This is a genomic window from Xanthomonas sp. F1 (assembly GCF_014199855.1).
On the sequence record NZ_JACHOK010000002.1, the window covers coordinates 342,096 to 356,352 of the forward strand.

Sequence of the window (14,257 nt, forward strand, 5' to 3'; positions counted from 1 at the left end):
GGCGTGAATGCGCTGGCGGCGCGGCTCAGCGCGCGCTGCATTGCGCGACCAGCGGTTGCTGCAACGCCTCTTGCCAGGCGCCATCGTCGGCTTGGCCGCGCAAGCGTTCGGGAAACTCGATGCGCACGCTCGGGTAGCGGCCGCGCGCATCGCGGATATTGCCGACGCCGCGGAATTCGAGCAGACGCCGGTCCTTGCGCGTGTAGGCGACGCTGAGGTCGGGCAGCAGCGTGCCGTACCAGGCGGCCAGGCTCAGGGTGTAGCGCTGCACCTCGGCATCGGCCGGGCCGGGGGTGATGCGGAAGTCGAGCGTGCGCAGTTCGCTGGGCAGCACGAAGGCGATGCGCTGCGGTGCGCCGCTGCCCAGGCTGTCCCAGCGCTGGCGCAGGTAGGCGTCGAAGCCGGCGTCGATCACCTGTGCCTCGGCGCTCTTCGGCAGCGGCGCGCGGCGTTCGGCCTGGCCCTTGGCCTGGCTGAACATCTCGCGCCCGCTGCCGTTGCGGCGCACGCCTTCGCGGTAGCCGCTGCGCGCATCGACCAGTTCGAAGTCCGGCGCGGCGCTGCCATCGTCCACGCGCTTGCGTGCGAACGCGGCGCCATCGGCGCACTGGTACAGCACCAGGCGTGCGCCATCCTCGCGCACCCAGTGGCTTTCGCGGTACAGCACCTGCTTGCCGTCGGCGGCATAGGCGATGCCCTCGTAGTGCAGCATCGCCCTGGCCGGCGCGGCGGCGACGAGCGCGGCGGTGCCCAGGGCCAGGGCCAGCGGCAGGGACGGTCGGGTGAGCGGGAAGGCGGCTGTCGACGTCGGCATGCACGGCGCTCCGGTGGGATGACACCAGGACATACGCGGCCGGCACCGATCCGGATGCGCCCGCCGTGGCGGCCGCGTTGCAGCGGCTATTTCAGCGCAGGAGGATGCAGTCCACCGGGCAGGCCGGCAGGCACAGCGCGCAGCCGGTGCACAAGGGCGCCAGCACCGTGTGCATGTGCTTGGCGCCGCCGACGATGGCATCCACCGGGCAGGCCTGGATGCACTTGGTGCAGCCGATGCAGTCGGCCTCGACCACCCACGCCACCTGCGGCGGCGCGTGCGTGCCGCGGCTGCGGTCGTAGGGCAGGGCGGGGACCCCGAGCACCCGCGCCAGCGCGCGCGCACCGGCGTCGCCGCCGGGCGGGCAGCGATCCACCTGCGCGGTCCCTTGCGCCATCGCCTCGGCATAGGGGCGACAGCCATCGAACCCGCATTGGCCGCATTGGGTCTGCGGCAGCAGGCGATCGAGGCGTTCGAGCAGGGTGTCGTGGGCGGGCGTCATGGCGGAGGCGGCGCGCGGCAGCGCGCGCGGTGCAACAGAGGCGAAGAAGCGGAAAGGCCGACGTGGCCGGCTCGCACAGTGTAGCGTGGCCGCACCGTGGCCCGTCGCTAGCGCGCGCTGCGGGTGTCGATCTCGACCAGGACTGCGGTGCCCGGGGCCAGTGTGAAGGGGGCGGCCTGCGCGCGGTCCAGCACGATCCGCACCGGCTGGCGCTGCACACCCTGGACATGGTTGCCGGCCTGCGCGGTCGTGTCGAGCGTCGCCCCCGCCTCCTGCGCGGCGGCGCCGATCGCCTGCACGTGGCCGACCCAACCGATTCCTGCACGGCCGGCCACGCGCACCTGCGCGGCCTGGCCGACCCGGATCGCCGGCAGCGCGTCCTCGCGGAATCGGGCGATCACCACGGTCGCATCGTCCGTGGGCGCATGCGTGGAGACGGCGGCTGGCGTGCCGGGCATTGCGCCACCGGGGCGCGAGGAAGTCGGCGCCACCCAGGCGTCGTCGCTGCGCGCCGGGCCGTGGATGCTCCATCCCCACACCCTGATGGCGAATGCGATGCCGAGCAGGATCACCAGCGCCACGATCGACAGGGCGATGACCGCGCTGCGGTCGCGCGGTGACCGTGCCTCGGCCTCGCTGCGTGCCGCGGCGGCGGCCACGCGCTGCGCAGCGGGCGGCAGGGGCGGCGGTGTCTGGCGCGGCGTCAGCGGCTCAGGCGATCCGGCGCCCGCGGTACCAGCGTTCGTGCGCCAGCGCCAGCATCGGCCGATCCTCGCGGCTGTCGCCGTAGGCGTAGATGCGCTGATAGGCGCTCAGGTCGTACTGCATGCGGATCAGCGCGGCCTTGCGGGGTCCGCAGTCGCCGTGGCGATAGTGGCCGGTCAGGCGCCCGTCCTGCACTTCCAGGCGGTTGCAGATCATGCGTAGCCCATGTTGCGTGCACCAGGGTCGCAGATACAGGTCCAGCGAGCCGGAGACCAGTGCCACGGTGTGGCCTTGCGCCTGGTGCCAGGCGATCCGCTGCATCATGTCCGGTCGCAGCAGCGGCGGCAGCGCGTCCTGCGCGTAGTGTTCGGCCTGGCGGGCGATGTCGTCTGCATCGCGCCCGGCGAACACCAGCCGGGTGACCAGCGTGCGCAACGCCGCCGCCGACACCAGCCCCAGCCGATGGCCGGCCAGCCAGGGCCCGACCGTCCAGCGCGCCCGCGCCTGCTGCGCCGGCGTGGCCACACGGCGCAGGAACCTCGAGTAGGTATCGGCGGTGGTGACCGTGTGGTCGAAGTCGAAGAGCGCCAGGGCGTTGGGATTCGGCATTTGGGATTAGGGATTCGCAACAGCAGTTCATGGGCCCGACTGGGCTGAGGGTGTGCGCTCAACCAATCCCCAATCCCGACTCCCCAATCCCGGCCATCAACGCACCGGCATGCCCGGCTGCGCGCCGCTGTCGGCGTCGAGCAGGGCCAGGGCGCCGCCGTCGAAGCCGGCCGACAGGATCATGCCCTCGCTGAGGCCGAAGCGCATCTTGCGCGGTGCCAGGTTGGCGATGAACACCACGTTGCGGCCGATCAGCTTTTCCGGCTCGCCGTAGCTGCCGCGGATGCCGGAGAAGATCTGCCGCTTGCCCAGCTCGCCGGCATCCAGTTCGAAGCGCAGCAGCTTGTCCGAGCCTTCGACGAACTCGCAGACCAGCACCTTGCCGATGCGCAGGTCGAGCTTGGCGAAGTCGTCGATGCCGATGACGCTGGGAGTGGGGAGTGGGGATTCGGGATTCGCAGCGACCTTCGTTTCGGTCTTGGCCGGCACCGGCTTGGTTGCGGCCGGGGCGGGGGCGAGGGTGTCCTTGGAGGCGTCGGTCATGGCGTCGAGCAGCTTTGGGTCGATACGGGTGAACAAGGGGGTGTAGGGCTGGATCACGTGCGCCAGCAGCGGGGCGTCGAGGTCTTCCCAGGCGGTGAGCGGTGCAGACAGGAACGCCTCGGCTTCGGCGCAGGTGCGCGGCAGCACCGGCTTGAGCGCGGCGGCCAGCACCCGGAACAGGTTCAGGCCCTGCGTGCACACCGCCTGCAGTTGCGCCTCGGCGCCGTCCTGCTTGGCCAGCACCCAGGGCTTGTGTTCGTCGATGTACTTGTTCGCCTCGTCGGCCAGGGCCATGGTCTGGCGGATCGCGCTGGCCGGGTCGTTGCGCTCGTAGGCTTCGCGGATCGGCGCCAGCGCGGCGACGAAGCGCGTGTACTGCGCCGGGTCCGGCAGTGTGTCGGCGAGCTTGCCGGCGAAGCGCTTGTCGATGAAGCCGGCGCAGCGGCTGGCGAGGTTGACGAACTTGCCGACCAGGTCCGCATTGACCCGCGCCACGAAGTCGCCCAGGTTCAGGTCGAGATCGTCGACGCCGCCGGAGGACTTGGCCGCGAAGTAGTAGCGCAGCGCTTCCGGCTCCAGGCCCACGTCCAGGTAGGTGCGGGCCATGACGAAGGTGCCGCGCGACTTGGACATCTTGGCGCCGTCCACGGTCAGGTAGCCGTTGACGTGCAGCCGGGTCGGCGCGCGGTGGCCGGTGCCGTGCAGCACCGCCGGCCAGAACAGGCCGTGGAAGTTGACGATGTCCTTGCCGATGAAGTGGTGCAGCTCGGTGGCGGTGCCGGCGGCCAGGTGCGGCTCGAACGCTTCGCCCAGGCTCGCGCACAGGGTCTGGAAGCTGCTCAGGTAGCCGATCGGTGCGTCCAGCCACACGTAGAAATACTTGCCCGGCTGGTCGGGGATCTGGAAGCCGAAGTACGGCGCGTCGCGCGAGATGTCCCAGGCGCGCAGGCCGCCCTCGCTGTCCAGCCATTCCATCAGCTTGGCCTTGACCCCGGGCAGGGCGACGTCGCCGGCCAGCCACTGCCGCAGGAAGCCGTCGAAGCGGCCGACCTCGAAGAAGAAATGCTCCGAATCGCGCAGCTCCGGCGTGGCGCCGGAGATCACCGACTTGGGCTCCTTCAGTTCGGTCGGGGAATAGGTGGCGCCGCAGACCTCGCAGTTGTCGCCGTACTGGTCGGCGCTGCCGCAGTTCGGGCAGATGCCCTTGATGTAGCGGTCGGGCAGGAACATGCCCTTGGCCGGGTCGTAGAACTGCGCCACCGAGCGCCGCGCGATGTGGCCGCCGGCGTCGAGCCTGGCGTAGAACGCCTCGGTCAGCGCGCGATTGGCGGCCGAGTTGGTCGAGTCGTAATGGTCGAAGGCCACGCCGAAAGCGGCGAAATCGCGCTCGTGGCTGGCCTGGATGGCGGCAATGAAGCTCTCGGGGGTGACCCCTGCCTTCTCCGCGGCCAGCATGATCGGCGTGCCATGGGTGTCGTCGGCGCACACGAACCAGGTGCGGTCGCCGCGCAGCCGCCGCGCGCGCACCCAGATGTCGGCCTGGATATAGCCGACCAGATGCCCCAGATGCAGCGGTCCGTTGGCATAGGGCAGGGCGGTGGTGACGAGAGCGGTGGTCATGGCGGCCGGCGATGCTGGGGGCCGGGGATTATTGCATGGAGCCGGGATTCGGGATTGGGGAGTCGGGATTGGTCAAGCGCTTGGTCGGCGCCTGCAAATCCGCGCGCCCATTAAAAAGGCGCCCTTGCAGGCGCCTTCAATAGAGTGCTTGCAGAACGGAAATCAGGCAGTGACACCGCTTCTGCGAATCCCCAATCCCGACTTCCGAATCCCGGTTTCTGTCACTCCCTGATCCAGGTCTGCGTCCGGCCCAGGGCCTCGATGCCGATGTAGCCGCGCATCTGCAGCTTCTTGCCGCCGTCGGTGAGGGTGACCTTGGCCTTGTAGGTCTTGCCCTTGGCCGGGTCCAGCACCGAGCCGCCGTCCCACACCGCGGTGCCGTCGGGCTTGAGGCCCCACAGGATGGTCATGCCCTTGATCGGCTTGCCCTTGCGCTCGCCGTCGCACTTGTCGCACATCGGGTTGGGGCCGTGGTTGGACTGCAGGATCTCGACCACCTTGCCGCTCAGCGTGCCGTTGGCGGCCTGTTCGATCTGCACGATCGACTTGGGCTTGCCGGTTTCGTCGTCGATGGTCTGCCAGCGGCCGACCGGCGAGGTGTCGGCGGCGTGCGCCATGAATGCCGCCGCGCTCAGCGGCAGGGCCAGCATCAGGGTCTTGAAGGTCGTGCGCATGTTCCCCTCCCGAGGGATGTCCGGTGCGGCCGGCGCGATGCCGGCCTGATCCGACTGTATACCCAAGCGTATGGTGCTGGGAATCCTTGCATGCCGGCTGGTTCAGGCATTCGCCGCCCCGCCTGCTTGCGGCGGACAAGGGGGCGTCAGGCTATTGCAGCGTCACCTGCTTGCGGTTGTCGTCAGAGACGCGATCGATCAGCTTGTTGTACGGATCGAAGCCGGCCTCGCTGGGCAGGCCGTTCACCGTCAGCGTGATCGTGGGCGTGGCCGTGGTCACGTGGATGCGCTGCAGCGCCAGCACGTTCTCGTCGCGTTCCTTGCCCGAGGGGCCTTTGGCGAACACGCCGACTTCGATCCAGTCGTTCAGCGTCGCGTCGCGCTCCTTGCCCTTGCCGTCGACGTAGTGTTTGGCCGCATGCAACGTCAAGGTCACGTCGTAGCGACCGTCGGCGCGCCTGTGCGCGGTCGCCGACTGTACCCGGTTGTCGTAGAACGTGATTTTCTCGAACAGGTCGTCGATCAGCGTCTGCTGGTCGGGGCGCGCCTCCGCGCGGATGAACTGCAGCAGTTCGGCCGAGGTGGTGTACGGCGGTTGCTGGAACGCCTTGGCCTGCAGGAAGGCGTGCAGCGCCCGATTCAATGCCTGCTCGCCCATCTCCTCGCGCAGCCGGTAGAACACCAGCGAGCCCTTGCGGTAGTGAATGTATTGCTGGTTCTCCACCCGGTACAGCGGCAGCTCCTCCAGGCGCTCGCCACCACGCCCGCCCAGGTAGCGGTCCAGTTCGTACTTCAGGAAGCGGCGCATGTGCGCGCGTCCGTATTCCTGTTCCATCACCATCAACGCCGAGTACTGCGCCAGCGATTCGGACAGCATGGTCGCGCCCTGCACGTTGGCGCCGATCACCTGGTGCGCCCACCACTGGTGCGCCACTTCGTGTGCGGTGACGTAGAACACGTAGTCGATGTCGTCGGGGTCGCGCAGGTCGGCGATGAAGCCGATCGATTCGGAGTACGGGATGGTGTTGGCGAAGGACTGTGCGAAGCTCTGGTAACCCGGGAACTCGATGATGCGTACCTGGTGGTGCTGGTACGGGCTGAAGTTCTGTTCGTAGTAGGCCAGCGACTTCTGCGTGCTCTCGATCATGCGCTGCACGTTGTACGGATGCTTGGCGTCGTAGTAGATCTCGATCGGGATGTTCTTGTAGCGCGCCTTGCGGACCTGCCAGCGTGCCGACAGGTAGGCGTAGAAGTTCAGCATCGGCCTGTCCATGGCGTAGCTGAAGCAGCGCCGGCCCTGGCGGTGGAATTCCTTCTGCAGGTAGCCAGGCGCCAGCGCGATCTGGTCCGGCGCAGTACAGATGGTGGTGGAAAAATCGATCCAGTCGGCATCGTCGCTGATGTAGGTATTGGCACGCGCGGCCTGGTCCTCGAGCTTGGGCATGCGGGTGGGTTCGCCCAGCCCGCGCTTGCGGCGCTCGTTGCGGTCCTGGATCTGCTGCTGCTCGTTGTAGCCGAAGCCCGGCAGCATGCTGCTGTTGAAGAAGCTGCCGTTCTCCACGATCTCGCTCTGCGCCTGCTGCACGGTGAGACCATGCGGACGGCGTTCGATACGGAAGCGGAAATCGCGCTGCTCGCCCGGCTGCAGCGGTGTGGCCAACCGGTAGATCCGATAGCCCAGTGCCATGTCGTGCTTGAGCAGGGTCTGCCCGCCCAAGTCCACCGACATCAGGCTGCGGTCGCCGTCCTCGCCGGACATGGCGATGTGCACCTCGCGGATCGGCGCGGCATGGGGATTGCGCACCGTCCATGCCGCGTCCACCTGCACTGACTGCGTTTCGGGATGCAGATCCACCTGGTTGGCGACGGCGACGATGCGCGGCTGTGGCAGATCCTTGTACTTGCGGTACTCGCGTTCGTAGCGGGCCTGCAGATCCAGTTCCTGGTCCGGAGAACGGTAGGTGTTGTAGATGTTGCTGTTCCAGTAGATCCAGCCGCCGACCGCGGCGCAGGCCAACAGCGCCAGCGCGGTGGCGACGCCGTGCGCGCCGCGCAGCCGCTGCCCCGCCAGGCGCAGCCGCTGGCGTACGCCGTTGCCGCCGCCGCGCGGCCAGAACGCCGCCGCCAACAACAGCAGCGTCAGCAGGAACAACCCCCAATAGCCCTGCAGCCACAGCTGGCCGGGCAGGAAGTGGCCGTAGCCGTTCATGTCCGAGTACGGCGCATTGGGCCAACTGCCGAAGTTGTACAGGTTCTGCGTATAGTCGAGCATGGACAGCGCCACCTGTCCGATCAGCAATAGCACCAGTAGCGCATAGCCGAGAAACTTGTTGTTGCTCAGCACCTGCAGGACCAGCGCCATGCCGCCCATCAGAACGTAGAACACCGAACCCAGCGCCAGGGTCTTCACGTACAACAGCGGTTCGACGTGGAAGTAGCCCTTGCACAGCTGGGCTGCGATCGCAGCCATCGCGCCGACCGCCTGGAACGCGGCGATCACGACGATCAGGGTGAGCAGCTTGCCGAGCAGCGGTATCCAGTTCGGCACCGGCATCGCGTCGGTGATGCCGTCGATGCGCACGCCGCGTTCCTTCCACACCAGTTCGCCGGCATAGAACAGCACGATGATCACCAGCAGGAAGCTGTAGCTGTTCTGCAGCGACTGCAGCATCACCGACGTCACTGGCCAGACGTCGGTCCCGTAGAGGCTGTTGCCATACACTGCCTGCGGTACGAAGTTGGCGATGCCCAGCAACAGCAGCACCAGGAACGGCGCACTGCGGAAAACGCCTGCCGTGTCGAAGCGCACCTGCCGCAGCAACTGCCGCCAGTGCGCGCCGGCCTGTGCGAACGGCGCAGTGGCTGGCACGCGCAGCGCGACCGCAGCCGTGGCGGGAACGGCCGCGGTCGCGGCGGCGGCCTGGCGACGCCGCCGCCCGACACGCCGGCCGGTGCCGCTGCGCTCGGTGCGGAACAGTGCGAAGGTGGCTGCGAACAACGCCACGCTCATGCCGAGCCACAGCAGCCGGTTGCCCAGCAGGTAGCCGCTGAGTTCGGGCAGGTTGTGGTTGAGCTCCTCGGCCGGCCAGTAGCGCATGGTCTGTGCCAGCGCGCGGATGCCGAGCGGGTCGGACAGGGTCGCGATCCACACGTTGTCCAAGTCGGCCAGCACCGCGCGGCTGACGCCGTACAGCACCAGGAACACGATGACGCCCACGTACACCCAGAGAATGCTGCGCGCGGTCACCGCCAACAGCGACAGCAAGGCGGTGGCGAACAGCACGTTCGGCAACACCATCACCGCCAGCGCCCACAGGTAAGCCGACGCCGAGGCCGGCCCCAGCCGTGCCGGATCGATCCACGGCATGAACTGGGCGACGAAAATGCCGAGCGCGATGATCAGGTACATCGTTACGCACGCCAGCAATGCCGCACCGATCCGCCCTGCCAGGTAGTCGCGACGCCGCACCGGCGCGGAGAACACCAGCTCCGCGGTGCCCAGCTCGAAATCGCGCAACAACGCGTTGCTGACGAACAGCGTCGCCACCAGCAGCCCGATCAGGGTGAACACGGTCATCATGGTGATCACGACCGAGGGGGCGTTGCGATGGACGTTGCCGATGCCGCCGCCGATCTGCACCGCGTCGCTGGAGGTGGCGCCGAAGGCGAGCAGGGCGAGCAACGCGGCCAGCAGCCACAGCAGGGGAGAACGCAGCTGCTCGCGCAACTCGAAGCGCAGGAAGGCCAGGGTCATGGTCGGCGCTCCGTCAGGCGGCCCGCGCCTGCTGACGCAGGCGCTGGAAATACACATCCTCCAGGTCGGGCGCGACCGGCTCGAACCCCGCTTCGGGACAGTCGGTGCTGAACACATGGATCACTGGGTTGCCGGCCACGAGCCGGGTCGACAGCACGGTGAAGCGCGCCTCGTAGTCGGCCAACGCACTCTTGGGTACCTGTTTGCGCCACACCTGCGCGCTGAGCGTGGCGATGGCGTCGTTGGGGCGGCCGCTCAGCAGTACCTGGCCCTTGTTCATGATCGCCATCGACGGGCACAGGTCGGTGACGTCCTCGACGATATGTGTGGACAGGATCACCACCACGTTCTCGCCGATTTCGGCCAGGAGGTTGAGGAACCGGTTGCGCTCCTCCGGGTCCAGGCCTGCGGTGGGCTCGTCGACGATCACCAACTGCGGGTTGCCGAGCAGCGCTTGCGCGATGCCGAAGCGTTGCCGCATGCCGCCGGAATAGGTGCCGAGTTTGCGCTTGCGCGCGTCCCACAGGTTGACCTGCTGCAGCAGCGCTTCGACGACTTCCTTGCGTTGGCGGCGCTCGGTCAGGCCTTTCAGTACGGCGAAATGGTCGAGCAGGTCCAGCGCGCTGACTTTGGGATAGACGCCGAAATCCTGCGGCAGGTAGCCCAGCCTGCGGCGCAGCGCATCCTTGTCGCGCAACACGTCGATGGCGTGGCCATCGGCGTCGCTGAGGGTGACGCTGCCGCTATCGGCCTCCTGCAGCGTGGCCAGGGTGCGCATCAGCGACGACTTGCCCGCGCCGTTGGGGCCGAGCAGCCCGAACATGCCGCGCGGGATGTCCAGCGTGACGCCTTGCAGTGCATGGACGCCATTGGCGTAGGTCTTGGACAACGCGCGGATCTGCAGCATGCGGCACCTTCCCCCTGGTCTGGCCTCGATTGTTGGGGGTCGGCGACGCTGTCGCATGCGCCGGAAGTCATTGCTGCTTTGGTCGAGGCGCCCGTCGTTCGTCGGGGCGCTTGGCCCGATCCAGCAGGTTCAGCCGCTCTCGTACAGTTCCAGCGGCAGGTCGTCGGGGTCGGCGAAGAAGGTGAAGCGGCGGCCGGTGTAAGCGTCCGTGCGGATCGGCTCGACCTCCACGCCATGCGCCTGCAGGTGCGCGACGGCGGCGTCCAGGTCGCGCACGCGCAAGGCCAGGTGGCGCAGCCCGCAGGCTTCCGGGCGGCTCGGCCGCGGCGGTGGCGTGGGGAATGAGAACAGTTCGAGCTGGCTGCCGTCGGGCAGGGCCAGGTCCAGCTTCCAGGAGTCGCGCGTGTCGCGATAGACCTCGGCGATCACCGGCAGGCCCAGGATGCGGCAATAGAAGTCCTTGGAGCGCGCGTAGTCCGAGGCGATGATCGCCACGTGGTGCAGGCCGTCGAGGGTCAGCGGCGGCGTCATCGCGGCGCGCTCTGACGGCAGGCGTGGACGATGGCGGCACTGCGCGCAGGCGATGCGGCGGTGGCAACGGTGCTGTGGTGCGTGCTTAGAAGGCGGGTCAATGGCATGGCGGCAGCATAGCGCAGCGGTGCGACCGCGCCGCTGCCGTCTGCGACACTGCGCATTCCGTCGCTGCGAGGCCGCGCCATGCCGCACAACCCGCTCGCCGCGCTGTTGGCCGAGGACCGGTGCCTGGTGCTCGACGGCGCGCTGGCCACCGAACTGGAACGGCGCGGCTGTGATCTGCGCGATCCGCTGTGGTCGGCGAAAATCCTGCTGGAACAGCCGGACCTGATCCGCCAGGTGCACCTGGACTATTTCGCCGCCGGTGCGCAGTGCGCGATCACCGCCAGCTACCAGGCCACACCGCAGGGCTTGGCCTCGCGCGGGATCGACCTCGCGCACGCGCAACGCTTGATCGCGCGCAGCGTCGAACTGGCCCAGCAGGCACGGCAGGCGCATCTCGCGGGACATCCGCACGCGGGACCCTTGCTGGTCGCCGGCTCGGTCGGTCCGTATGGCGCCTACCTAGCCGACGGTGCTGAGTATCGTGGCGACTATGTGCTGGCGCCGGCACAGATGCGCGCTTTCCATCGCCCGCGCATCGCCGCCCTGGTCGCGGCCGGCGTGGAGTTGCTGGCCTGCGAAACGCAGCCGTCGCTGGCGGAAATGGCGGCCTTGCTGCAGGTGCTGGAGGAGTTTCCTCGGGTTGTCGCCTGGTTCGCCTGCACCCTGCGCGACGCAGCTCACCTCAGCGACGGCACGCCGTTGCGTGAGGTGGTGGCGTTGCTCGACGGCCACCCGCAGGTGGTCGCGCTCGGCGTCAACTGCGTTGCCCCGTCGCTCGCCACCGCGGCGTTGCGCTATCTGGCGACACTGACGCGGTTGCCGCTGGTGGTGTATCCGAACGCCGGCGAGCGCTACGACGCCGAGCGTAAATGCTGGCAGGCCGACAGCGCTGACGCTGGGGCTCTGGCCGACCACCTCACCGCTTGGCGCGCCGCCGGTGCGCGTCTGATCGGCGGTTGCTGTCGCACCACGCCGCAGGACGTCGCGCAGCTGGCGCAGCGTCTGGCTTCGTCGTAGAGAGGGCGGCTCGCCTTGCAGGCGACCGCACGATGGCTTCGCCTTGGTGGTCCAGCGGATGTTGGCGCTGGTCAGCCGCGTTGGGCGTTTGTGGGAGGGACTTCAGTCCCGACGCGTTGTGGTGAAGGGCGTCGGGACTGAAGTCCCTCCCACAAGGGGTCTGTGCGCGCCCAATGCAATGATGGAACTGGCGCGCTATCCGCACCGGGTGGGATGGGGGGCAACGGGAGGGCGATGGCGCCGCCGCCGATGCGGCCTTTCGTAGGAGCGGCTTTAGCCGCGACCGGGCTTCACCAGGAATGCCCCGTCGCGGCTGAAGCCGCTCCTCAAATCGGGCACCGTTCGACCCGAAAAGGGCCCTTGCCTGCTAGGGGGTAAGACGGTATCTACAAAATCCCACGAAGCCTCCGCCCGCGTTCCCCGCGAGCGAAGCGGTGCCTCGCTCACCCCTTCTTGCTCGCCACCCAGCGCTCGATCTTCTCCTGCAGCACGTTCAGCGGCACCGAGCCGTCCTTCAGCACTTCGGCATGGAATTCGCGGATGTCGAACTTGTCGCCGAGTTGCGTGCGGGCGTAGTCGCGCAGCTGCATGATCTTCATCTCGCCGATCTTGTAGGACAGCGCCTGGCCGGGGATGGCCATGTAGCGCTCGGCCTCGGCTTCGGCGTCGGTGCGGCTGGTGGCCGAGTTCTGCAGCATGTAGTCGATCACCTGCTCGCGGGTCCAGCCCTTGCTGTGCACGCCGGTGTCCACCACCAGGCGGATCGCGCGCCACAACTCGTTCTGCAGGTAGCCGAAATAGTTGTACGGGTCCTGGTACAGGCCCAGGTCCTTGCCCAGCGATTCGGCGTACAGGCCCCAGCCTTCGATGAAGGCGGTCTCGCCGCCGAAGCGGCGGAACTTGGGCAGGTTGGTCAGCTCCTGCTGCAGGCCGAGCTGGAAGTGGTGGCCGGGAATGGCCTCGTGCAGGTACAGGTCTTCCGCATCCCAGGTCTTGCGGCTGGGCAGGTCGTAGGTATTGACGTAGAAGATGCCGGGGCGGCCGTCCTCGCTGGGGCGCATGTACGAGCCGCTTGCGGCCGATTGCGCGCGGTACGGTTCCACCGGGCGGATCTCGAACGCGGCCTTGGGCTTGAGCGAGAACATGCGCGGCACCGCCGCGTCGACCCGGCCTTCCAGGCCGCGGTAGTAGGTCAGCAGCTCGTCCTCGCTCTTGAAGCTGAAACGCTTGTCGGTCTGCATGAACTTGAAGAACTTCTGCATCGAGCCGCGGAAGCGCACCTGCTTCATCACCGCCTGGATCTGGCCCTGGATGCGCGCCACCTCGTCCAGGCCGATCTGGTGGATCTGGGCGGGGGTCAGGTCGGTGGTGGTGCTCTGGCGCACGTTCCAGGCGTACCAGGCGTCGCCGCCGGGCAGGGCGCCGACGCCGGCGGTGCTGCGTGTGGCCGGCAGGTACTCGGTGGCGATGAAGCCGCGCAGGGAGCGATAGGCGGGCATGATCCGATACTCGATCATGCGCTTGTACTCGGCGGTGATGCGCTGCTTCTCGGCCTCGGGGAGGTCCGCCGGCAGGTTGCGCACCGGACCCCAGAACAGGCTCTCCTCGGCGGTGGGCTTGATGATCGCATCCAGCTGCGGCAGCACCTTTTCCATAAGCGCGCGCGGCTGCACCACGCCGGCCTTCATGCCTTCGCGCATGTTGGCGATGGCCTGATCAAACAGCGCCGGAATGCCGAGCGCGCGTCGCGACCAGTTGTCGTAGTCCTTGACGGTGCGAAACGGCTGCGCACCGGTGCCGGAGCCCAGCATCACCATGATGCTGCCGACGTTGTAGAACTGGTTCACCGGCTGCATCCAGCTCGGGTACTTCTCCGCCTCCAGCGCGTTGCGCGCGTCGCCGACGAAGATCTCGTAGCTGAGCAGATCCTGCCCGGTCAGGCCGTCCTTGCCGATCGCCTCGGCCTTGCCCAGCCACTCCACGGTGAAGTCGTGCGACTGCTGGCGGAACGCGGCCGAAAGGAAGTTCGGCAACTGGTCGTTGTAGCGGCTGTCGCCCTGGAAGGTGGCCTGCAGCGGATTGAGCTTGAGCGAGGCTTCCCAGTAGTCGTCGTACAGCCGGTTCAGCTGTTGCGCCTTGGTCAGCACCACCGGGGCCGGCGCCGGCCGCGCCTTGCGCGCCTTGTTGGCCTTGGCGCGGGTCTGCGCGGTGGTCTGCTTGGTGGTCTTCTTCTTGGCCGCGTCCGCCGGGGCCGCCAGCGACAGGCTCAGGGCGGTGGCGATGGCCAGGGACAGCAGACGGGAAAAGCGGGGCGGCATTGCGGGCTCCAACGACAAGCGAGCGAGGAGCTTGCCCGATCCGCACCGCCGAGGCCACCCATGGTCGCTCCCCGCGGGCGCCTGCTGCCCTGCCGCCTGCAGGCGCCCGGCCGTGGCGGGCCAGGCGGCACCGACGTCTGCGGCGCTGCACGACG

11 protein-coding genes are annotated in these 14,257 nt (G+C 68.2%); 1 reads left to right on the forward strand and 10 read right to left on the reverse strand.

Annotated features, from left to right (window positions below):
- Positions 1-25: 25 nt before the first annotated feature.
- The 9 genes from GGR71_RS06190 to gloA2 all read right to left on the reverse strand — a co-directional run bounded on the left by GGR71_RS06190 (position 26) and on the right by gloA2 (position 10,647).
- Complete coding sequence (locus GGR71_RS06190; RefSeq protein ID WP_160961120.1) at positions 26-814, reverse strand: hypothetical protein; 789 nt, start codon at positions 812-814, stop codon at positions 26-28.
- 91 nt (positions 815-905) lie between these two features.
- Positions 906-1,337: an Rnf electron transport complex subunit RnfB gene (rnfB, locus tag GGR71_RS06195; RefSeq protein WP_160961154.1), complete on the reverse strand. Its 432-nt coding sequence runs from the start codon at positions 1,335-1,337 to the stop codon at positions 906-908.
- An 86-nt stretch (positions 1,338-1,423) separates the two neighbouring features.
- Positions 1,424-1,975: an HlyD family secretion protein gene (locus GGR71_RS06200; RefSeq protein WP_160961119.1), complete on the reverse strand. Its 552-nt coding sequence runs from the start codon at positions 1,973-1,975 to the stop codon at positions 1,424-1,426.
- Between the two features lie 52 nt (positions 1,976-2,027).
- Complete coding sequence (locus GGR71_RS06205) at positions 2,028-2,630, reverse strand: HAD family hydrolase (protein WP_160961118.1); 603 nt, start codon at positions 2,628-2,630, stop codon at positions 2,028-2,030.
- A 96-nt stretch (positions 2,631-2,726) separates the two neighbouring features.
- Positions 2,727-4,793, reverse strand: a complete 2,067-nt coding sequence (gene metG, locus GGR71_RS06210; protein ID WP_160961117.1) for a methionine--tRNA ligase — start codon at positions 4,791-4,793, stop codon at positions 2,727-2,729.
- A 221-nt stretch (positions 4,794-5,014) separates the two neighbouring features.
- Positions 5,015-5,467, reverse strand: coding sequence for a DUF2147 domain-containing protein (locus GGR71_RS06215; protein WP_017910211.1), 453 nt, complete (start codon positions 5,465-5,467; stop codon positions 5,015-5,017).
- 151 nt (positions 5,468-5,618) lie between these two features.
- On the reverse strand, positions 5,619-9,221 hold the full coding sequence (locus GGR71_RS06220; protein ID WP_160961116.1) for a M1 family aminopeptidase: 3,603 nt from the start codon (positions 9,219-9,221) through the stop codon (positions 5,619-5,621).
- Between the two features lie 13 nt (positions 9,222-9,234).
- Positions 9,235-10,128, reverse strand: a complete 894-nt coding sequence (locus tag GGR71_RS06225; RefSeq protein ID WP_160961115.1) for an ABC transporter ATP-binding protein — start codon at positions 10,126-10,128, stop codon at positions 9,235-9,237.
- Between the two features lie 129 nt (positions 10,129-10,257).
- Positions 10,258-10,647, reverse strand: a complete 390-nt coding sequence (gene gloA2 / locus GGR71_RS06230; protein WP_202405091.1) for an SMU1112c/YaeR family gloxylase I-like metalloprotein — start codon at positions 10,645-10,647, stop codon at positions 10,258-10,260.
- Positions 10,648-10,845: 198 nt separating this feature from the next.
- On the opposite strand from gloA2, the gene mmuM reads away from it, so the two are divergent.
- The gene (mmuM, locus tag GGR71_RS06235) at positions 10,846-11,784 is read left to right on the forward strand and encodes a homocysteine S-methyltransferase (RefSeq protein ID WP_160961112.1); all 939 of its coding nucleotides are present in this window, start codon (positions 10,846-10,848) and stop codon (positions 11,782-11,784) included.
- A gap of 443 nt (positions 11,785-12,227) precedes the next feature.
- On the opposite strand, the gene GGR71_RS06240 is transcribed toward mmuM, so the two are convergent.
- Positions 12,228-14,102, reverse strand: a complete 1,875-nt coding sequence (locus GGR71_RS06240) for a DUF885 domain-containing protein (protein WP_160961110.1) — start codon at positions 14,100-14,102, stop codon at positions 12,228-12,230.
- Between the last annotated feature and the right edge of the window lie 155 nt (positions 14,103-14,257).

Excerpts from the sequence above, each read along its gene's own strand:
- metG (WP_160961117.1), bottom strand. The coding sequence starts at position 4,793 with ATGACCACCGCTCTCGTCACCACCGCCCTGCCCTATGCCAACGGACCG.
- GGR71_RS06215 (WP_017910211.1), bottom strand. The coding sequence starts at position 5,467 with ATGCGCACGACCTTCAAGACCCTGATGCTGGCCCTGCCGCTGAGCGCG.
- GGR71_RS06220 (WP_160961116.1), bottom strand. The coding sequence starts at position 9,221 with ATGACCCTGGCCTTCCTGCGCTTCGAGTTGCGCGAGCAGCTGCGTTCT.
- GGR71_RS06190 (WP_160961120.1), bottom strand. The coding sequence starts at position 814 with ATGCCGACGTCGACAGCCGCCTTCCCGCTCACCCGACCGTCCCTGCCG.
- mmuM (WP_160961112.1), top strand. The coding sequence starts at position 10,846 with ATGCCGCACAACCCGCTCGCCGCGCTGTTGGCCGAGGACCGGTGCCTG.
- GGR71_RS06205 (WP_160961118.1), bottom strand. The coding sequence starts at position 2,630 with ATGCCGAATCCCAACGCCCTGGCGCTCTTCGACTTCGACCACACGGTC.
- GGR71_RS06225 (WP_160961115.1), bottom strand. The coding sequence starts at position 10,128 with ATGCTGCAGATCCGCGCGTTGTCCAAGACCTACGCCAATGGCGTCCAT.
- GGR71_RS06240 (WP_160961110.1), bottom strand. The coding sequence starts at position 14,102 with ATGCCGCCCCGCTTTTCCCGTCTGCTGTCCCTGGCCATCGCCACCGCC.